17 protein-coding genes are annotated in these 19745 nt (G+C 60.4%); 16 read left to right on the forward strand and 1 reads right to left on the reverse strand.

Going from position 1 to position 19745, the window contains the following annotated elements; translation table 11 throughout:
• Nucleotides 1-20: 20 nt before the first annotated feature.
• A complete protein-coding gene (gene map / locus ACLH0I_RS06510; protein ID WP_053118843.1) occupies nt 21-803 on the reverse strand; it encodes a type I methionyl aminopeptidase in 783 nt (260 codons plus the stop codon).
• 447 nt (nt 804-1250) lie between these two features.
• Here map and rpsB point away from each other — a divergent pair, with 447 nt between their 5' ends.
• The 16 genes from rpsB (at nt 1251) to dnaE (ending at nt 19598) form a co-directional block, all read left to right on the forward strand.
• Nucleotides 1251-1988 (forward strand): 30S ribosomal protein S2, encoded by a 738-nt coding sequence (gene rpsB / locus ACLH0I_RS06515; RefSeq protein WP_003198231.1) that lies wholly within the window; start codon nt 1251-1253, stop codon nt 1986-1988.
• A 195-nt stretch (nt 1989-2183) separates the two neighbouring features.
• Entirely contained in the window at nt 2184-3047 is an 864-nt protein-coding gene (gene tsf / locus ACLH0I_RS06520; RefSeq protein ID WP_024619613.1) for a translation elongation factor Ts, read from the forward strand.
• 212 nt (nt 3048-3259) lie between these two features.
• Nucleotides 3260-4003, forward strand: coding sequence for a UMP kinase (gene pyrH, locus ACLH0I_RS06525; protein ID WP_186705496.1), 744 nt, complete (start codon nt 3260-3262; stop codon nt 4001-4003).
• Nucleotides 4000-4557 (forward strand): ribosome recycling factor, encoded by a 558-nt coding sequence (frr, locus tag ACLH0I_RS06530; RefSeq protein ID WP_060739001.1) that lies wholly within the window; start codon nt 4000-4002, stop codon nt 4555-4557. Before pyrH ends, frr begins: the two co-directional genes overlap by 4 nt.
• Nucleotides 4558-4570: 13 nt before the next feature.
• A complete protein-coding gene (uppS, locus tag ACLH0I_RS06535; protein ID WP_186705497.1) occupies nt 4571-5326 on the forward strand; it encodes a polyprenyl diphosphate synthase in 756 nt (251 codons plus the stop codon).
• Nucleotides 5326-6132 (forward strand): phosphatidate cytidylyltransferase, encoded by an 807-nt coding sequence (locus ACLH0I_RS06540; protein WP_186705498.1) that lies wholly within the window; start codon nt 5326-5328, stop codon nt 6130-6132. Before uppS ends, ACLH0I_RS06540 begins: the two co-directional genes overlap by 1 nt.
• On the forward strand, nt 6129-7319 hold the full coding sequence (ispC, locus tag ACLH0I_RS06545) for a 1-deoxy-D-xylulose-5-phosphate reductoisomerase (protein WP_411386606.1): 1191 nt from the start codon (nt 6129-6131) through the stop codon (nt 7317-7319). Before ACLH0I_RS06540 ends, ispC begins: the two co-directional genes overlap by 4 nt.
• A gap of 52 nt (nt 7320-7371) precedes the next feature.
• On the forward strand, nt 7372-8724 hold the full coding sequence (rseP, locus tag ACLH0I_RS06550) for an RIP metalloprotease RseP (protein WP_411386607.1): 1353 nt from the start codon (nt 7372-7374) through the stop codon (nt 8722-8724).
• 74 nt (nt 8725-8798) lie between these two features.
• The gene (gene bamA / locus ACLH0I_RS06555) at nt 8799-11174 is read left to right on the forward strand and encodes an outer membrane protein assembly factor BamA (RefSeq protein ID WP_411386608.1); all 2376 of its coding nucleotides are present in this window, start codon (nt 8799-8801) and stop codon (nt 11172-11174) included.
• 45 nt (nt 11175-11219) lie between these two features.
• Nucleotides 11220-11723 (forward strand): OmpH family outer membrane protein, encoded by a 504-nt coding sequence (locus ACLH0I_RS06560; RefSeq protein ID WP_003184901.1) that lies wholly within the window; start codon nt 11220-11222, stop codon nt 11721-11723.
• 3 nt (nt 11724-11726) lie between these two features.
• Nucleotides 11727-12782 (forward strand): UDP-3-O-(3-hydroxymyristoyl)glucosamine N-acyltransferase, encoded by a 1056-nt coding sequence (gene lpxD / locus ACLH0I_RS06565; protein ID WP_186705502.1) that lies wholly within the window; start codon nt 11727-11729, stop codon nt 12780-12782.
• A gap of 105 nt (nt 12783-12887) precedes the next feature.
• Complete coding sequence (gene fabZ / locus ACLH0I_RS06570) at nt 12888-13328, forward strand: 3-hydroxyacyl-ACP dehydratase FabZ (protein ID WP_003184897.1); 441 nt, start codon at nt 12888-12890, stop codon at nt 13326-13328.
• A complete protein-coding gene (gene lpxA / locus ACLH0I_RS06575; RefSeq protein WP_186705503.1) occupies nt 13325-14101 on the forward strand; it encodes an acyl-ACP--UDP-N-acetylglucosamine O-acyltransferase in 777 nt (258 codons plus the stop codon). Before fabZ ends, lpxA begins: the two co-directional genes overlap by 4 nt.
• Nucleotides 14102-14103: 2 nt before the next feature.
• A complete protein-coding gene (gene lpxB, locus ACLH0I_RS06580) occupies nt 14104-15234 on the forward strand; it encodes a lipid-A-disaccharide synthase (protein WP_411386609.1) in 1131 nt (376 codons plus the stop codon).
• Nucleotides 15231-15884: a ribonuclease HII gene (gene rnhB, locus ACLH0I_RS06585; RefSeq protein ID WP_411386610.1), complete on the forward strand. Its 654-nt coding sequence runs from the start codon at nt 15231-15233 to the stop codon at nt 15882-15884. The genes lpxB and rnhB overlap by 4 nt, the downstream gene beginning before the upstream one ends.
• A gap of 192 nt (nt 15885-16076) precedes the next feature.
• The gene (gene dnaE / locus ACLH0I_RS06590; protein WP_411386611.1) at nt 16077-19598 is read left to right on the forward strand and encodes a DNA polymerase III subunit alpha; all 3522 of its coding nucleotides are present in this window, start codon (nt 16077-16079) and stop codon (nt 19596-19598) included.
• The last annotated feature ends 147 nt before the right edge of the window (nt 19599-19745 follow it).

Consider the following 19745-nt stretch of genomic DNA (forward strand, 5'->3'; position numbering starts at 1 on the left):
GATCTATAGCTGGGTACGGATCAGGCGGAAACGCGCGCAATGGTGTCATCGCTGCGCAGGGTGAAGATTTCGTAGCCGGTCTCGGTGACCAGCAGGGTGTGTTCCCACTGGGCCGACAACTTGCGGTCCTTGGTGATGGCGGTCCAGCCGTCGCCCAGCACCTTGGTGTCGGCGCGGCCCTGGTTGATCATCGGCTCGATGGTGAAGGTCATGCCCGCCTGCAGTTCCATGCCGGTGCCGGCGCGGCCGTAGTGCAGGATCTGCGGTTCTTCGTGGAACACCTTGCCGATGCCATGGCCGCAGAACTCGCGCACCACCGAGAAACCGTTCTTCTGCGCATGCTTCTGGATCACTTCGCCGATGTCGCCCAGGCGGCAGCCCGGTTTCACCAGTTCGATGGCCATGTACATGCATTCCTGGGTGACCTTGGACAGGCGCTGGGCCCACTCCGGTACGTTGCCGACATGGAACATGCGGCTGGTGTCGCCGTGATAGCCGTCCTTGATGACGGTGACGTCGATGTTCAGGGTGTCGCCATCCTTCAACGGTTTTTCGTTGGGGATGCCGTGGCAGACCACGTGGTTGATCGACGTGCAGATCGACTTCGGGAAGCCTTTGTAGTTGAGCGGGGCGGGGATGGCTTTCTGCTCGTTGACGATGTAGTCGTGGCAGATGCGGTCCAGCTCTTCGGTGGTCACGCCCGGCTTGACGTAGTCGGCGATCATCTCCAGCACTTCGGCGGCGAGTTTGCCGGCGACACGCATTTTGGCGATGTCCTCGGGCGTCTTGAGGGTAACGGTCATACAGGCTCTCTCTGCGCCCGACGGCGCTGTTCAAAACGAAATGGGCGGCGGATGATGACTCGCGTGGCCCTGAAAGAGGCGATTCTAACAGACGATTAGCACAAAGAACCCTATAGCCTGGAACTCTGTGGCGAGGGGATTTATCCCCGCTGGGCTGCGTAGCAGCCCTGCACCAGACGACTCAATCGATCAGATACACCGCGCTGCCTGGTTTGGGGGCCGCTACGCGCGCCAACGGGGATAAATCCCCTCGCCACAGGGATTTCAGAATCCGTGTTCCGTTTTCGCCCTTGCTGTGGTATAAAATGCGCCGCTTTCCGGGGATGACCCCGTAAGCTTAAATCCACACACGTGTCGACACGATGACCTGGGTGCCTTCGGCTTATATAGCCGCTGGTTGGTCATTGGGATACGTGGAGGCCAAACCCGACTTATCAAGGAACTATCATGTCCCAAGTCAACATGCGCGATATGCTGAAGGCCGGTGTGCACTTCGGTCACCAGACCCGTTACTGGAACCCGAAAATGGGCAAGTACATTTTCGGCGCGCGTAACAAGATCCACATTATCAACCTTGAAAAAACCCTGCCGATGTTCAACGAAGCACTGACCTTCGTAGAGCGCCTGGCCCAGGGCAAAAACAAGATTCTGTTCGTCGGCACCAAGCGTTCCGCTGGCAAGATCGTTGCTGAAGAAGCAGCACGTTGCGGTTCGCCGTACGTCGATCACCGCTGGTTGGGCGGCATGCTGACCAACTTCAAGACCATTCGCGCTTCCATCAAGCGTCTGCGTGACCTTGAAGTCCAGTCCGAAGACGGTACTTTCGCCAAGCTGACCAAGAAAGAAGCGCTGATGCGCACTCGCGATCTTGAGAAGCTGGACCGCTCTCTGGGCGGTATCAAGGACATGGGCGGTCTGCCTGACGCACTGTTCGTGATCGACGTTGACCACGAGCGCATCGCGATCACCGAAGCCAACAAGCTCGGTATCCCGGTCATCGGCGTTGTCGACACCAACAGCAGCCCGGAAGGCGTTGACTACATCATCCCAGGCAACGATGACGCCATCCGCGCCATCCAGCTGTACATGGGTTCGATGGCTGACGCTGTAATCCGTGGTCGCAACAATGTTAACGGCGGCACCGAAGTCTTCGCTGAAGAAGCTCCGGCAGCAGCCGCTGAGTAATCGACGCCCCTGGCGTTGACTCAGTAAGCAAAAAGGGGGCTTGGCCCCCTTTTTGCCACCTCGAAAACCATTTGCCGCCAGCGCAGTGACTTGTTTGTAACCTGCCGCGGCCTATAAGCAGTGGTTTTCCAGGAAGAATTGATCGCCCGTTCGATCGGGTGGAATGGTTGAAAACCTATCCAAGAGGATTTTGAAATGGCAGAGATTACTGCAGCGTTGGTCAAAGAACTGCGCGAGCGTACCGGCGAAGGCATGATGGATTGCAAGAAAGCCTTGACCAAGGCTGGCGGCGACATCGAAAAAGCCATTGATGACATGCGTGCTTCGGGCGCCATCAAGGCTGCCAAGAAAGCTGGCAACATTGCCGCTGAAGGCGCTATCGGTATCAAGGATGACGGTAAAGCTGCCGTTATCATCGAAGTCAACTCGCAGACTGACTTCCTGGCCCTGCAAGACGACTTCAAGGCATTCGTTGCCGCCAGCGTCGAAAAAGCATTCGCCGACAAACTGACCGACGCAGCTCCGCTGATCGCCGCTCAGGAATCGGCCCGTGAGGCCCTGGTTGCCAAAGTAGGCGAAAACGTCAACATCCGTCGTCTGGTTCGTGTCGAAGGCGATGTTGTCGGTTCTTACCTGCACGGCAACAAGATCGGTGTTGTTGTGGCCCTCAAAGGCGGCAATGTCGAGCTGGCCAAGGACATCGCGATGCACGTCGCTGCCAGCAACCCTGAGTTCCTGCTGCCGTCGGAAGTTTCCGCTGATGCCATCGAGCGCGAAAAAGCCGTGTTCATGCAGCTCAACGAAGACAAGATCAAAGGCAAGCCTGCCGAAATCGTTGAAAAAATGGTTGCCGGTCGTATCACCAAGTTCCTGGCTGAAGCCAGCCTGGTTGAGCAGGCGTTCGTCAAGAACCCTGAAATCAAGGTCGGTGAGCTGGCCAAGAAGGGCGGCGCTGAAATCGTTTCCTTCACTTACTTCAAAGTGGGCGAAGGCATCGAGAAGCCAGTAGACAACTTCGCTGAAGAAGTGGCTGCTCAGTTGGCTGCCAGCAAGCAATAAGACAGTTTGTATAACTGTCGCCCAGAAGAGGCTGCCCGCTTAACGCGCGCAGCCTCTTTTTGGATGAGGATGCCGATTTATATTGGTTTCCTGTCGGAACTGGCTTACAAAGCCGTGTTCCGATGGCGCTGTGTCAGCGTCAAGCTAGAGTGAACGCAGGCTGAAAACAGTCTGCAAAGAATTTTGAAAATACGCCGCAGGAGAGATTCGCAATGGCTCAGCAGGGCAGTGGTTATCAGGCTCGCTATAAACGCATTCTACTCAAGCTTAGCGGCGAGGCCCTGATGGGCTCGGAAGAGTTCGGGATCGATCCGAAAGTGCTGGATCGCATGGCCCTGGAAGTGGGCCAGCTGGTCGGGATCGGCGTTCAGGTCGGCCTGGTCATCGGCGGCGGCAACCTGTTCCGCGGCGCAGCGCTGAGCGCGGCCGGCATGGACCGGGTCACGGGCGACCACATGGGCATGCTGGCCACTGTGATGAACGCCCTGGCTATGCGCGACGCGCTGGAGCGTGCCAATATCTCGGCCATCGTGATGTCGGCCATTTCCATGGTTGGCGTGACCGATCACTACGACCGCCGCAAAGCCATGCGCCACCTCAATTCCAAGGAAGTGGTGATTTTTGCCGCCGGTACCGGTAATCCGTTCTTCACCACGGATTCGGCCGCCTGCCTGCGAGCGATCGAGATCGATGCCGATGTCGTGCTCAAGGCAACCAAGGTCGATGGCGTGTATACCGCTGACCCGTTCAAGGACCCGCATGCCGAGAAGTTCGATCATCTGACCTACGATGAAGTGCTGGATCGCAAGCTGGGTGTCATGGACCTGACGGCTATCTGCCTGTGCCGCGACCACAAGATGCCGCTGCGCGTCTTTAACATGAACAAGCCGGGCGCCCTGCTGAATATCGTCCATGGCGGCGCCGAAGGAACACTGATCGAGGAAGCTCAACAATGATCAATGAAATCAAAAAAGACGCTCAAGAGCGCATGCAGAAATCCCTGGACTCTCTGAACCACGCATTCGGCCAGATTCGTACCGGCAAGGCTCACCCCAGCATCCTCGGCAGCGTCATGGTGCCTTACTACGGCACTGACACACCGCTGAGCAGCGTTGCCAACGTCACCGTGAAAGACTCGCGCACCCTGCAGGTCGTGGCTTTCGAGCGCAACATGCTCGCTGCTGTAGACAAGGCGATCCAGAGCGCCGGCCTGAACCTCAACCCAACTAACCTGGGGGAGCTGCTGCTGATCCCGATGCCGGCCCTCACCGAGGAGACGCGCAAAGGCTTCACCAAACAAGCTCGTAGCGCAGCGGAAGATGCGCGTGTCGCTGTGCGCAATATCCGTCGTGACGCGTTGGGTGAGCTGAAGAAGTTGGTCAAGGATAAGGAAATCAGTGAAGACGAAGAGCGTCGTGCCATCGCTGATATCGATAAGCTGACCAAGGAATCCGAGGCCCAGATCACCAAGGCCACGGACGAGAAAGAAAAAGACCTGATGGCCGTATAAGGGTCTCGTTTTCATGGAAAAGACCAAGCAGGCCGTGCCGTTCGCGGTGCCGCGCCACGTGGCGATCATCATGGACGGCAACAACCGCTGGGCCAAGAAACGCTTTATGCCTGGCGTCGCCGGGCACAAGGCGGGGGTCGACGCTGTTCGTGCGGTCATCGAGGTGTGCGCCGAGGCAGGGGTCGAGGTGCTGACCCTGTTCGCCTTCTCCAGCGAGAACTGGCAGCGCCCGGCGGATGAAGTCAGCGCCTTGATGGACCTGTTCCTCAAGGCCCTGCGTCGCGAGGCCAAGCGCCTCAGCGATAACAAGATCAGCTTGCGCATCATCGGTGACCGCTCGCGCTTCCATCCTGAATTGCAGGCTGCGATGCGTGAAGCCGAAGCCGCGACGGCGGGTGCCAATCGGTTCGTCCTGCAAATTGCCGCCAACTATGGTGGCCAATGGGACATTGCCCAGGCTGCGCAGCGGCTGGCGCGGGAAGTCCAGGCCGGGCACTTGCGTCCAGAAGACATCACCCCTGAGCTGTTACAGACTTGCCTGGCGACCGGTGACCTGCCGTTGCCGGACCTGTGCATCCGGACCGGTGGCGATCATCGCATCAGCAACTTCCTGCTCTGGCAATTGGCTTATGCCGAGCTGTACTTCTCCGACCTGTTCTGGCCGGACTTCAAACACGAAGCCATGCGCACCGCATTGGCCGATTTCGCTTCCCGTCAGCGTCGTTTCGGTAAAACGAGCGAGCAGATCGAAGCTGGAGCCCGGATTTAATGCTTAAACAACGAATCATCACTGCCTTGATCCTGTTGCCCATCGCCCTGGGTGGTTTCTTCCTGCTCGAAGGCGCCGGTTTTGCGCTGTTCATCGGGCTGGTCGTGACCCTGGGCGCCTGGGAGTGGGCGCGGCTGGCGGGTTTTGCTGCACAGTCGGCGCGGGTGGCCTACGCAGCGGCCGTGGCGGCCATGCTGTTCATCATGTACGTGGTGCCCGGCCTCGCGCCTTGGGTGCTGGGTGCTGCGGTGCTGTGGTGGGCGACGGCGACCTTCCTGGTCCTGACCTACCCACGGACCACGCATCACTGGGCCAACGCGGCGACCAAGCTGGTCATCGGCCTGTTGATCCTGCTGCCGGCCTGGCAGGGGCTGATCTGGATCAAGCAAGGTCCGCTGGGCAACTGGCAGATCATGGCCGTGATGGTGTTGGTCTGGGGCGCCGATGTCGGGGCCTACTTCTCCGGCAAGGCCTTTGGCAAGCGCAAGCTGGCGCCGAAAGTCAGTCCTGGCAAGAGCTGGGAAGGGGTCTATGGTGGCCTGGTCCTGAGCCTGGTGATCACCACGGTGGTCGGTTTCGTACGGGATTGGACGGTCGCGCAACTGTTCATGGGCCTTATTGGCGCGGCCTTGATCGTATTTGTGTCGGTGGTCGGCGACCTGACCGAAAGCATGTTCAAGCGTCAATCCGGGATCAAGGACAGCAGTAACCTGTTGCCCGGTCACGGTGGCGTGCTGGATCGCATCGACAGCCTGACGGCTGCAATCCCGATCTTTGCGGTGCTGTTGTGGATGGCGGCATCGTGAGTCGCCCCCAGCAGATCACTGTTCTTGGCGCGACCGGTTCGATTGGCCTGAGTACGCTTGACGTCATCGGTCGGCACCCGGAGCGCTACCAGGTGTTTGCCCTCAGTGGCTTCACGCGCCTGAGTGAATTGCTGGCGTTGTGCATTCGCCACACCCCGCGGTTTGCCGTGGTGCCTGAGGCTGGCGTGGCGCGGGCGCTGCAGGACGATCTGCGCGCAGCCGGCTTGCAAACCCGCGTGTTGGTAGGGGAGGAGGGCCTCTGCCAAGTGGCTTCCGATCCCGAAGTCGACGCCGTGATGGCGGCGATCGTCGGTGCGGCGGGCTTGCGTCCGACGCTGGCGGCGGTGGAAGCCGGCAAGAAGATCCTGCTGGCCAATAAAGAAGCGCTGGTGATGTCCGGCGCACTGTTCATGCAGGCTGTACGCAAAAGCGGCTCGGTGTTGCTGCCCATCGACAGCGAACACAATGCGATTTTTCAATGCATGCCGCAGGATTTTTCCCGCGGTCTCGGCGCGGTAGGGGTTCGGCGGATTTTGCTGACGGCCTCCGGTGGTCCGTTCCGGCAGACGCCGCTGGAAGAATTGGTGCATGTTTCTCCCGAGCAGGCCTGTGCGCACCCGAACTGGTCCATGGGGCGCAAGATCTCGGTGGATTCGGCCAGCATGATGAACAAGGGGCTGGAGCTGATCGAGGCCTGCTGGCTGTTCGATGCCAAGCCGGCGCAGGTCGAGGTGGTGATTCATCCCCAGAGCGTGATTCACTCCCTGGTGGACTACGTCGATGGCTCGGTGCTGGCCCAGTTGGGCAACCCGGACATGCGCACGCCGATCGCCAACGCCCTGGCCTGGCCGGAGCGCATCGACTCGGGCGTTGCGCCGCTGGATTTGTTCGCCATCGCGCGCCTGGATTTCCAGGCGCCCGATGAGCAGCGCTTCCCCTGCCTGCGCCTGGCGCGCCAGGCGGCCGAGGCGGGCAACAGTGCACCGGCCATGCTTAACGCTGCCAATGAGGTGGCCGTTGCCGCGTTTCTCGATGGACGTGTCCGTTATCTCGAGATCGCGAGTATCATCGAGGAAGTCTTGAACCTCGAAGCCGTGGTTTCGGTCGAGGACCTCGATACGGTATTCACGGCGGATGCCAGGGCTCGTGAGTTGGCGGGCCAATGGCTGCAGCGCCACGGGCGTTGAAGCTGCGATACGTTAGCCAGGGTTGCCCTGGGCAGGATTGCGGAGAAAACAGATGAGCGCGCTCTATATGATTGTCGGCACCCTGGTTGCGCTGGGGGTGTTGGTCACCTTTCACGAATTCGGTCATTTCTGGGTCGCGCGTCGCTGTGGCGTCAAGGTCCTGCGTTTTTCCGTGGGCTTTGGCATGCCATTGCTGCGTTGGCACGACAAGCAAGGCACCGAGTTCGTCGTGGCGGCCATTCCGTTGGGCGGCTACGTCAAGATGCTTGACGAGCGCGAAGGCGAAGTCCCGGCCGATCAGCTCGACCAATCCTTCAATCGCAAGACCGTCCGCCAGCGTATCGCCATCGTCGCGGCGGGACCGATTGCCAACTTCCTGCTGGCCCTGGTGTTTTTCTGGGGCCTTGCGATGCTGGGTAGCGAGCAGGTGCGTCCGGTCATCGGTGGCGTAGAGGCTGGCAGCGTTGCCGCTCGTGCCGGGCTGGGTGCCGGGCAGGAAATCGTCGCGATCGACGGCGAGCCGACATCGGGCTGGGCAGCGGTCAACCTGCAGCTGGTACGTCGCCTGGGTGAGAGCGGTTCGTTGCAGTTAATGGTGCGCGAGCAGGGTTCCACGGTGGATTCGCCGCGCGAACTGATCCTGGACAACTGGCTCAAGGGCGCCGACGAGCCGGATCCGATCCGTTCACTGGGAATCAAGCCTTGGCGTCCGGCGTTGCCGCCGGTTCTCGCCGAGCTCGACCCGAAAGGCCCGGCCCAGGCTGCAGGCCTGAAGACCGGCGATCGGTTGCTGGCCCTCGATGGCCAGCCGGTCAGCGACTGGCAGCAGGTGGTCGATTCGGTTCGTGTACGTCCTGATACCAAGATTTTGCTGCGCATCGAGCGCGACGGTGCTCCAATCGACGTCCCGGTGACCCTGGCCGCCCGTGGCGAAAGCAAGGCGCCGACCGGTTACCTGGGGGCGGGCGTCAAGGCGGTCGACTGGCCGCCGGAAATGATCCGCGAGGTCAGTTTCGGCCCTGTGGCGGCGATTGGCGAGGGTGCGCGTCGTACTTGGACCATGAGCATCCTGACGCTGGACTCGCTCAAGAAAATGTTGTTCGGCGAGCTCTCGGTAAAAAACTTGAGTGGACCGATAACCATTGCTAAAGTGGCGGGCGCTTCTGCCCAGTCGGGCGTCGCTGATTTCCTGAATTTCCTTGCTTATCTGAGCATTAGCCTGGGGGTTCTGAATTTGCTGCCCATCCCGGTACTGGATGGGGGGCATCTGCTGTTTTATCTGATCGAGTGGGCGCGTGGTCGTCCCTTGTCGGATCGGGTGCAAGGTTGGGGGATACAGATCGGTATCAGCTTGGTGGTCGGGGTCATGTTGCTTGCCCTCGTCAACGATCTGGGTCGTCTGTAACGCTTCGCTGAATTGCGAATCTGCCGCATTTTGCGGCAGTTTGTTTATTGCCAGTTGGAATAAGAAAGGACTTCATGAAACGTCTGCTGCTAACTGCGGTTCTCACCGTATTGATGATCGCCGAAGTTCACGCCGAGTCCTTCACTATCTCTGATATTCGCGTCAACGGCCTCCAGCGGGTTTCCGCGGGTAGCGTCTTTGGTGCCTTGCCGTTGAACGTCGGCGAGCAGGCGGATGATCGGCGCCTGGTGGAATCCACGCGTGCGCTGTTCAAGACCGGCTTCTTTCAAGATATCCAGCTGGGCCGTGACGGCAATGTCCTGGTCATCACGGTAGTCGAGCGCCCGTCGGTCGCCAGTATCGAGATCGAAGGCAACAAGGCGATCTCCACTGAAGACCTGATGAAAGGCCTCAAGCAGTCCGGCCTGGCCGAAGGCGAGATCTTCCAGCGCGCCACCCTCGAAGGCGTGCGTAACGAGCTGCAACGCCAGTACGTCGCCCAGGGCCGCTACTCGGCCACCGTCGACACCGAAGTGGTGCCGCAGCCGCGCAACCGCGTCGGCCTGAAGGTCAACATCAACGAAGGCACCGTGGCGGCCATCCAGCACATCAACGTGGTGGGCAACACGGTTTTCCCGGATGAAGACCTGATCGACCTGTTCGAACTCAAGACCACCAACTGGCTGTCGTTCTTCAAGAACGACGACAAGTACGCCCGTGAAAAACTCTCCGGTGACCTGGAGCGCCTGCGTTCCTACTACCTGGACCGTGGCTACATCAACATGGACATCGCTTCGACCCAGGTGTCCATCACCCCGGACAAGAAGCACGTCTACATCACTGTCAACGTCAACGAAGGCGAGAAGTACACCGTTCGTGACGTCAAGCTCAGCGGTGACCTGAAGGTTCCCGAGGACCAGGTCAAATCGCTGCTGCTGGTGCAGAAGGGCCAGGTGTTCTCGCGCAAGCTGATGACCACCACGTCCGAGCTGATCACCCGCCGCCTGGGTAACGAGGGCTACACCTTCGCCAACGTCAGCGGCGTGCCGCAGCCGCACGATGAAGACCATACCGTCGACATCACCTTCGCCGTGGACCCGGGCAAGCGTGCCTACGTCAACCGCATCAACTTCCGTGGCAACACCAAGTCCGAGGACGAAGTGCTGCGCCGTGAAATGCGCCAGATGGAAGGTGGCTGGGCGTCGACCTACCTGATCGACCAGTCCAAGACCCGTCTCGAGCGCCTGGGCTTCTTCAAGGAAGTCAACGTCGAGACGCCGGCCGTGCCGGGCGTCGATGACCAGGTCGATGTGAACTACAGCGTCGAAGAGCAGGCTTCCGGCTCGATCACCGCCAGCGTCGGTTTCGCCCAGAGCGCCGGCCTGATCCTCGGCGGCTCGATCACCCAGAACAACTTCCTGGGTACCGGTAACAAGGTCAGCATCGGCTTGACCCGCAGCGAATACCAGACCCGCTACAACTTCGGTTTCGTGGACCCCTACTGGACCGCTGACGGCGTGAGCCTGGGCTACAACGCCTTCTACCGCACCACTGACTATGACGAACTCGATTCCGATGTCTCCAGCTATGCAGTAGACAGCTTGGGTGCCGGCGTCAACGTGGGTTATCCAATCAGCGAGACTTCGCGTCTTACGTTCGGCCTCACCGCCCAGCAGGACGAGATCAGCACCGGCCGCTATACCGTTGACGAGATCTTCGATTTCGTCGAGAAGGAAGGCGACAAGTACCTGAACTTCAAAGCGTCTGTTGGTTGGTCCGAGTCGACCTTGAACAAGGGTGTGCTGGCAACCCGTGGTCGTTCCCAGAGCCTGGTATTGGAAACCACCACGCCTGGCAGCGACTTGTCGTTCTTCAAGCTCGACTACCGCGGCCAATTGTTCCAGCCGCTGTCTGACAACTACACCATGCGCCTGCACACCGAGCTTGGTTATGGCGATGGTTACGGTTCGACCGACGGCCTGCCGTTCTACGAGAACTACTACGCCGGTGGTTTCAACTCGGTACGTGGCTTCAAGGACAGTACCTTGGGCCCGCGCAGTACACCGAGCAAGGGTACCAATCCAGGCACAATTGAAGACCCGGACCAGGATCCTCTGCCGTTCGGTGGTAACGTCCTGATCCAGGGTGGCGTCGAGCTCCTGTTCCCGATGCCGTTCGTCAAGGACCAGCGCTCCCTGCGTACCTCGGTATTCTGGGACGTGGGCAACGTTTTCGATTCAAGTTGCAGCGACACCACCAACGCCAACGGCAGCAAGTCCGACACCAAGTGCAACGACATCAGCCTCAGCAACCTGGCCAGCTCCGTCGGTGTGGGCGTGACCTGGGTCACCGCACTGGGTCCTTTGAGCTTCGCGTTGGCGATGCCGATCAAGAAACCGGATGACGCTGAAACCCAAGTGTTCCAATTCTCCCTCGGCCAGACGTTCTAAGCGTCCGGCCCAAGATAACGACAATGGATTTTGTAGGAGTGCATCGTGCGTAAGTTGACTCAATTGGTTCTCCTGGCGACCGTACTGGTTGCCGGTCCGGCTTTTGCCGACATGAAGATTGCCGTGCTGAATTATCAGATGGCCCTGCTGGAATCCGACGCGGCGAAGAAATACGCCGTGGATGCCGAGAAAAAATTCGGCCCGCAACTGACCAAGCTCAAGGGCCTGGAAAGCAGCGCCAAGGGTATCCAGGACCGTCTGGTCGCCGGTGGCGACAAGATGGCCCAGGGTGAGCGCGAGCGTCTGGAGCTGGAATTCAAGCAAAAGGCCCGTGACTTCCAGTTCCAGTCCAAGGAGCTGAACGAAGCAAAAGCTGTTGCCGACCGCGAAATGCTCAAGCAACTCAAGCCGAAACTCGACAGCGCTGTGGAAGAAGTCATCAAGAAAGGTGGTTTTGACCTGGTGTTCGAGCGTGGCGCAGTGATCGATGTCAAGCCTCAATACGACATCACGCGCCAAGTGATCGAGCGCATGAATCAGCTGAAGTAATCCATGACAGCGACTATCAAGCTCGGCCAGTTGGCCGAGTTCCTCGGCGCCACCCTGCGTGGCGACCCGGAGAAGGCAATTACTGGGCTAGCCACTTTGCAAGAGGCTGGCCCAGCTCAGTTGAGCTTTCTGGCAAATCCCCAGTACCGCAAGTATCTGGCTGACTGCCGGGCGGCTGCGTTGTTGCTCAAGGCTGCCGATGCCGATGGGTTTGCCGGCGATGCCTTGATCGTGCCCGATCCGTACCTGGCGTATGCCCGCATTTCCCATCTGTTCGATCCCAAGCCGACATCGGCCGCCGGTATTCATCCCAGCGCTGTGATCGCCGCAGATGCCGTGGTTGACCCCACGGCCAGCGTCGGCCCGTTCGTGGTCATCGAAAGCGCCGCCCGAATCGGTGCCGGTGTCACGCTGGGCGCCCATTGTGTCATTGGTGCGCGCAGCGAGATCGGCGAAGGCGGCTGGCTGGCACCGCGGGTCACCCTGTATCACGACGTGCGCATCGGCAAGCGGGTGGTGATCCAGTCCGGTGCCGTGCTGGGCGGTGAAGGGTTCGGTTTTGCCAACGAGAAGGGCATCTGGCAGAAGATCGCCCAGATCGGCGGTGTCACCATTGGCGATGACGTGGAGATCGGCGTCAACACTGCGATCGACCGCGGTGCCTTGGCCGACACGGTCATCGGCAATGGCGTCAAGCTCGACAACCAGATCCAGATCGCCCACAACGTCCAGGTCGGTGACCACACCGCCATGGCCGCCTGCGTGGGCATCTCCGGCAGCACCAAGATCGGCAAGCATTGCATGCTCGCCGGTGGCGTAGGCCTGGTGGGCCATATCGATATCTGTGACAACGTGTTCCTGACCGGGATGACCATGGTGACCCACTCGATTACCGAGCCGGGTGCCTATTCTTCCGGCACAGCCATGCAGCCGGCAGCCGAATGGCGCAAGAGCGCGGCGCGTATCCGCCAGCTCGACGACATCGCGCGGCGCCTCAAGCAGGTGGAAAAGCGTGTAGGGGACGTGACCCCTGGCGGTAATGCTTCATCAGATGGCTGATACCATTTCCATATCAAGTGTGCACAGCCGTTAGGGCATCTTGATTTGCTAGCGGAGTGCGCGTCACTCGTGCGCTCCCAATCTTTACATAGGCTTCCCCCCGAAATGATGGACATCAACGAGATTCGCGAATACCTGCCTCACCGTTACCCGTTCCTGCTGGTGGATCGGGTGGTGGACCTGGACGTTGAAGGCAAGCGCATTCGCGCCTATAAGAATGTCAGCATCAACGAGCCGTTCTTCAATGGTCACTTCCCCGCGCACCCAATCATGCCGGGCGTATTGATCATCGAGGCGATGGCCCAGGCTGCCGGGATCCTTGGTTTCAAAATGCTCGACGTAAAGCCTGCCGACGGCACGCTCTACTACTTCGTCGGTTCCGACAAGCTGCGCTTCCGCCAGCCGGTCACTCCGGGCGATCAATTGATCCTCGAAGCCAAGTTCATCAGCTGCAAGCGCCAGATCTGGAAATTCGAATGCCAGGCTTCGGTCGACGGCAAGCCAGTCTGCTCCGCTGAGATCATCTGTGCGGAACGCAAACTATGAGTTTGATTGACCCTCGCGCAATCATCGATCCGACGGCCGTCCTGGCCGCCGATGTCGAGGTCGGCCCGTGGTCGATTATCGGCGCAGGTGTGGAAATCGGCGAGGGTACGGTGATCGGTCCCCACGTAATTCTCAAGGGACCGACCCGGATTGGTCGTCACAATCGCATCTACCAGTTTTCCTCGGTAGGCGAGGACACGCCCGATCTCAAGTACAAAGGTGAAGAAACCCGCCTGGTCATTGGCGATCACAACGTGATCCGCGAAGGCGTGACGATTCACCGTGGCACTGTCCAGGACCGTTCCGAAACGACCCTGGGCGACCACAACCTGATCATGGCTTACGCACATATCGGCCACGACAGCGTGATTGGCAACCATTGCATCCTGGTCAACAACACCGCGTTGGCCGGTCATGTGCACGTGGACGATTGGGCAATCCTGTCCGGGTTCACCCTGGTGCACCAGTATTGCCATATCGGCGCCCACAGCTTTTCTGGCATGGGCACCGCCATCGGCAAGGATGTCCCGGCCTATGTCACGGTGTTCGGCAATCCGGCCGAAGCCCGCAGCATGAACTTCGAAGGCATGCGCCGTCGGGGTTTCAGCGAAGAGGCGATTACCGCGCTGCGCCGTGCCTACAAAGTGGTGTACCGCCAGGGCCTGACCGTCGAGCAGGCGCTCGCCGAGCTGGCCGAGGCTTCGGCACAGCACCCGGAAGTCGCGATTTTCCGCGATTCCATCCAGTCTTCGACCCGCGGCATCACTCGCTGACCATGGCTAACGTGCGCGTTGCACTGGTGGCGGGAGAGGCTTCCGGTGACATTCTGGGCGCGGGTCTGATGCGAGCGCTCAAGGCGCAGCACCCCGCGGTGGAGTTCATCGGCGTCGGCGGGCCGTTGATGCAGGCCGAGGGCCTGACCTCCTATTTCCCGATGGAGCGCCTGTCGGTGATGGGCCTGGTGGAAGTGCTCGGTCGCCTGCGTGAGCTGCTGGCTCGACGCAAGAAGCTGATCCAGACCTTGATCGACGAAAAACCGGATGTGTTCATCGGCATCGATGCGCCGGATTTCACCCTCAACATCGAGCTCAAGTTGCGTCAGGCCGGGATCAAGACCGTGCACTACGTCAGCCCGTCGGTCTGGGCCTGGCGGCAGAAGCGCGTGCTGAAGATCCGCGAAGGCTGCGACCTGATGCTGACGCTGCTGCCGTTCGAAGCTCGGTTCTACGAAGAAAAGGGCGTGCCGGTGCGGTTTGTCGGGCACACCTTGGCCGACACCATTCCCCTGGAAGCCGACCGCGAGGCCGCTCGCCAGGCGTTGGGCCTGCTCGAAGGACCGCTGGTGGCCTTGATGCCCGGCAGTCGGGGCGGCGAAGTGAGTCGCCTGGGTGGCTTGTTCTTCGACGCCGCTGAACGCCTCTTGGCGCTGCGCCCCGGTGTGCGGTTTGTCCTGCCGTGTGCCAGTGCGCAGCGTCGCGTCCAACTGGAAGCCCTGTTGGACGGTCGCGATTTGCCGGTGACGTTGCTCGACGGTCGCTCCCATGACGCACTGGCGGCCTGTGACGCCGTGTTGATTGCCTCCGGTACGGCTACCCTTGAGGCGTTGCTGTTCAAGCGCCCGATGGTGGTTGCCTATCGCTTGGCACCGCTGACATTCTGGATTCTCAAGCGCATGGTCAAGAGCCCCTACGTCTCCTTGCCGAACCTGCTGGCCCAGCGTCTGTTGGTGCCGGAACTGCTGCAAGACGATGCGACCGCCGAGGCGCTGGCCACTACGCTGTTGCCCTTGATCGATGGCGGCGAGGAACAGACCCGGGGCTTTGACGAAATCCATCGTACCCTGCGTCGCGATGCCTCCAACCAGGCGGCTGACGCGGTACTGACCCTGATTGGCGCAAAACCATGAGCAACGTAAAGCTACAGATGGGCCTGGACTTCAACCTGGTCGCCGAAGTGGAAGCGCTGGTGGCCGGTGTCGATGAGGTGGGGCGCGGCCCTTTGTGTGGCGCGGTGGTGACGGCGGCGGTGATTCTCGACCCGAAGCGGCCAATCCTCGGCCTGAACGATTCGAAGAAACTCACGGAAGCCCGTCGCGAAAAACTCTACGACGAAATCTGCGAGAAGGCCCTGAGCTGGTGCATCGCCCGGGCCGAAGTCGAAGAAATCGATGAACTCAATATCCTGCACGCCACCATGCTTGCCATGCAGCGTGCCGTGCAAGGGCTGCACATCACGCCGAAGCTGGCGATGATCGATGGCAATCGCTGCCCGAAACTGTCGATGCGCGCCGAAGCGGTCATCCAGGGCGACGGCAAGGTACCGGCCATCGCCGCGGCCTCAATCCTGGCCAAGGTCAGCCGTGACCGGGAAATGAGCGCCTTCGAGCTGATCTACCCGGGCTACGGCATCGGCAGCCACAAGGGCTACCCGACCCCCGTGCACCTCGAAGCCCTGGCGCGCCTTGGGCCAACGCCTATTCATCGGCGATCGTTTGCCCCGGTTAGGCTGGCTTATGAGGCCCGTGATGGGTTGATCGAAAGCGAGGGGTTCACCTGATCGTGGCGAGGGAGCTTGCTCCCGCTGGGCTGCGCAGCAGCCCCCCTTCTTATGGGCGCTTCGCACCCAAGCGGGAGCAAGCTCCCTCGCCACGGGTTCAATCCTCAAGAGAATGGGTTGCTGGCTGATGTTTTACCCAAGGCCCGGTACAATCCGGGCCTTGTTGTTTTCATGACTTAACGCAGGATCACTATGCCGGCTTCATTCGTTCATCTACGCCTGCACACTGAATACTCCCTGGTCGACGGTCTGGTGCGGATCAAGCCCCTGGTCAAGACCCTGGTGGGCATGAACATGCCTGCCGTGGCGGTCACCGACCAGAACAACATGTGTTCGCTGGTCAAGTTCTACAAGGCTGCCATGGGCGCCGGGATCAAGCCGATCTGTGGCGCGGACCTGTGGCTGTCGAACAAGGACCCGGACGCGCCGCTGAGCCGGATCAGCCTGTTGGTGATGAACGCCCTTGGTTATCGCAACCTCACCGAGTTGATCTCCCGCGGCTTTATCGACGGCCAGCGCAACGGCTCGATCATCATCGAGCGCGAGTGGGTGGCCGAGGCCAGCGAAGGGCTGATCATGCTGTCCGCGGCCAAGGAAGGTGAAATCGGCCTGGCCCTGCTCAGCGGCAACCCCGAGGAAGCCGAGACCCTGGCCCGCGACTGGATGGCGGTGTTCCCGGATCGCTTCTACATCGAAGTGCAGCGCACCAACCGCCCCAATGACGAAGAACACCTGCACGCCGCCGTGGCCCTGGCCGACAAGATCGGCGCGCCGCTGGTGGCGACCAACGATGTGCGGTTCATCAAGCAGGAAGATTTCGAAGCCCACGAAACACGGGTTTGCATCGGTGAGGGCCGCGCCCTCGACGACCCGCGTCGGTCAAAGAACTACAGCAATCAGCAATACCTCAAGAGCGCCGAGGAAATGGCCGAGTTGTTCAGCGACCTGCCCGAGGCGCTGGAAAACACCGTCGAGATCGCCAAGCGCTGCAACATCGAAGTGAAGCTGGGCAAGCACTTCCTGCCCAACTTCCCGATTCCCGATGGCATGACCATCGATGAATATTTCCGCAAGGTGTCCTTCGACGGTCTCGAAGAGCGCCTTAGCGTCCTGTTGCCCAAGGACACCACCGAAGACTACGAAGCCAAGCGCCAGGTCTATGTCGATCGGTTGAATTTCGAACTGGATATCATCATCCAGATGGGCTTCCCCGGTTACTTCCTGATCGTGATGGACTTCATCCAGTGGGCCAAGAACAACGGCGTGCCGGTGGGTCCTGGCCGTGGATCGGGTGCCGGGTCCCTGGTGGCCTACGTGCAAAAGATCACCGACCTCGACCCGCTGGAATATGACCTGCTGTTCGAACGTTTCCTCAACCCGGAACGGGTCTCCATGCCCGACTTCGACGTCGACTTCTGCATGGAAGGTCGCGACCGCGTGATCGACTACGTGGCCGAGAAGTACGGCCGCAACGCGGTGAGCCAGATCATCACCTTCGGTTCCATGGCCGCCAAGGCGGTGGTGCGTGACGTGGCGCGGGTGCAGGGCAAGTCCTACGGCCTGGCGGATCGCCTGTCGAAGATGATCCCGTTCGAAGTCGGCATGACCCTGGAGAAAGCCTACGAGCAGGAAGAAATCCTGCGGGACTTCATCAAGGTCGACGAAGAGGCCGCGGAAATCTGGGAGATGGCCCGCAAGCTCGAAGGCGTGGTGCGTAACGTCGGTAAGCACGCCGGTGGCGTGGTGATCGCGCCGACGAAGCTGACGGACTTCTCGCCGATCTATTGCGACGAAGAAGGCGACGGCCTGGTGACCCAGTTCGACAAGGACGACGTCGAGGCGGCAGGCCTGGTGAAGTTCGACTTCCTCGGCCTGCGGACCCTGACGATCATTGACTGGGCGCTGAAGACCATCAACCGCGACCGGGCCAAGGTCGGCGAAGAACCGCTGGACATTGCTTTCATCCCGCTGGATGACAAACCGACCTACAGCCTGCTGCAAAAAGCCGAAACCACGGCGGTGTTCCAGCTTGAATCCCGGGGCATGAAGGAGCTGATCAAAAAGCTCAAGCCCGACTGCCTGGAAGACCTGATCGCACTGGTGGCCCTGTTCCGTCCGGGGCCCCTGCAATCGGGCATGGTGGATGACTTCATCAACCGTAAGCACGGTCGCGCCGAGCTGGCCTACCCGCACTCGGATTATCAGTACGAAGGCTTGAAACCGGTGTTGGCACCGACCTACGGCATCATCCTGTATCAGGAACAGGTGATGCAGATTGCCCAGGTCATGGCCGGGTACACCCTCGGCGGCGCGGACATGCTGCGCCGGGCCATGGGTAAGAAAAAGCCCGAGGAAATGGCCAAGCAGCGCGGCGGTTTCATTGAAGGTTGCGCGACCAACGGCATCGACCCTGACCTGGCCGGTAACATTTTCGACCTGGTGGAAAAATTCGCCGGCTACGGCTTCAACAAATCCCACTCCGCCGCCTATGGCCTGGTGTCGTACCAGACCGCGTGGCTGAAAGCGCATTACCCGGCGCCGTTCATGGCGGCGGTACTGTCGGCGGATATGCACAACACCGACAAGGTCGTGACCTTGATCGAAGAAGTGCGGACCATGAAGCTGCGCCTCGACGCGCCGGACGTGAACGCTTCGGAGTTCAAGTTCACGGTGAATGACGAGGGCCGGATCATCTATGGCCTCGGCGCGATCAAGGGCGTGGGCGAGGGGCCGGTGGAAGCCATCACCGAAGCGCGCCAGGATGGGCCGTTCAAGGACCTGTTCGATTTCTGCGCGCGGGTTGACCTCAAGCGCATCAACAAACGCACCCTCGACGGTTTGATCCGCAGTGGTGCCCTGGACCGGCTGGGCCCTTACTTCCACGACGAGCCGAAGGCCTACCAGGCCAACATCGACCGCAACCGCGCGGTGTTGCTGGCGGCGATGGAAGAAGCGATCAAGGCCGCCGAACAGACCGCTCGTACCCACGACAGCGGCCACGCCGACCTGTTTGGCGGGCTGTTCGTCGAGGAAGACGCCGACGTCTACGGCAACCATCGCAAGGCCAAGGAACTGACGCTCAAGGAACGTCTCAAGGGTGAAAAAGACACCCTGGGCCTGTACCTGACCGGTCACCCGATCGACGAATACGAAGGCGAGATCCGCCGCTTCGCCCGCCAGCGCATCATTGACCTCAAGCCGGCGCGCGACACCCAGACCGTCGCCGGCATGATCATCGCCCTGCGGGTGATGAAGAACAAAAAGGGCGACAAGATGGGCTTCATCACCCTCGACGACCGCTCCGGGCGTATCGAGGCGTCACTGTTCGCCGATGCGTTCCATTCGGCGCAGTCGTTGTTGCAGACCGACGCGATGGTGGTGGTGGAAGGCGAGGTCAGTAACGATGACTTCTCCGGTGGCCTGCGGCTGCGGGTCAAGCGGGTGATGAGCATGGAGGATGCCCGCACCAACCTGGCCGAGAGCCTGCGCCTGAAGTTGCAGACCCAGGATCTGAAGGGCGATCAGCTACGCTGGTTGGGCGAGTTGTTCAAGCGCCATCGCGGTGCTTGCCCGATCACCATGGAGTACGTACGCCCCGATGCCAAGGCCGTGCTGCAGTTCGGCGAAGGCTGGCGGATCGATCCGGCGGATGCGTTGATTCAAGCCTTGCGTGACCAGTTCGGCAAAGACAACGTCTTCCTCCAATACCGTTGACGGCCAGGGGCCACTGTTGAAAGCGGAAAGCCCCTGATCTCGACCCGAATTTTTAATCTCGACCTGAACGCGCCTCTCCCTTAAGGTAGGCGCGAATAGACAACCGGCCGGCCCAAGCTCTCTTGGACGTCGACCCTAGACGGACGC

It is taken from the genome of Pseudomonas sp. MPB03 (assembly GCF_046605385.1).
Lineage (GTDB): Bacteria > Pseudomonadota > Gammaproteobacteria > Pseudomonadales > Pseudomonadaceae > Aquipseudomonas > Aquipseudomonas zanjanensis.

Bases quoted from the DNA above. Each gene is read 5' to 3' on its own strand.
- tsf (WP_024619613.1), top strand. From the start codon at position 2,184: ATGGCAGAGATTACTGCAGCGTTGGTCAAAGAACTGCGCGAGCGTACC.
- rnhB (WP_411386610.1), top strand. From the start codon at position 15,231: ATGAGCAACGTAAAGCTACAGATGGGCCTGGACTTCAACCTGGTCGCC.
- fabZ (WP_003184897.1), top strand. From the start codon at position 12,888: ATGATGGACATCAACGAGATTCGCGAATACCTGCCTCACCGTTACCCG.
- map (WP_053118843.1), bottom strand. From the start codon at position 803: ATGACCGTTACCCTCAAGACGCCCGAGGACATCGCCAAAATGCGTGTC.
- rseP (WP_411386607.1), top strand. From the start codon at position 7,372: ATGAGCGCGCTCTATATGATTGTCGGCACCCTGGTTGCGCTGGGGGTG.
- dnaE (WP_411386611.1), top strand. From the start codon at position 16,077: ATGCCGGCTTCATTCGTTCATCTACGCCTGCACACTGAATACTCCCTG.
- bamA (WP_411386608.1), top strand. From the start codon at position 8,799: ATGAAACGTCTGCTGCTAACTGCGGTTCTCACCGTATTGATGATCGCC.
- pyrH (WP_186705496.1), top strand. From the start codon at position 3,260: ATGGCTCAGCAGGGCAGTGGTTATCAGGCTCGCTATAAACGCATTCTA.
- lpxB (WP_411386609.1), top strand. From the start codon at position 14,104: ATGGCTAACGTGCGCGTTGCACTGGTGGCGGGAGAGGCTTCCGGTGAC.
- lpxA (WP_186705503.1), top strand. From the start codon at position 13,325: ATGAGTTTGATTGACCCTCGCGCAATCATCGATCCGACGGCCGTCCTG.
- uppS (WP_186705497.1), top strand. From the start codon at position 4,571: ATGGAAAAGACCAAGCAGGCCGTGCCGTTCGCGGTGCCGCGCCACGTG.
- ACLH0I_RS06540 (WP_186705498.1), top strand. From the start codon at position 5,326: ATGCTTAAACAACGAATCATCACTGCCTTGATCCTGTTGCCCATCGCC.
- frr (WP_060739001.1), top strand. From the start codon at position 4,000: ATGATCAATGAAATCAAAAAAGACGCTCAAGAGCGCATGCAGAAATCC.
- rpsB (WP_003198231.1), top strand. From the start codon at position 1,251: ATGTCCCAAGTCAACATGCGCGATATGCTGAAGGCCGGTGTGCACTTC.
- lpxD (WP_186705502.1), top strand. From the start codon at position 11,727: ATGACAGCGACTATCAAGCTCGGCCAGTTGGCCGAGTTCCTCGGCGCC.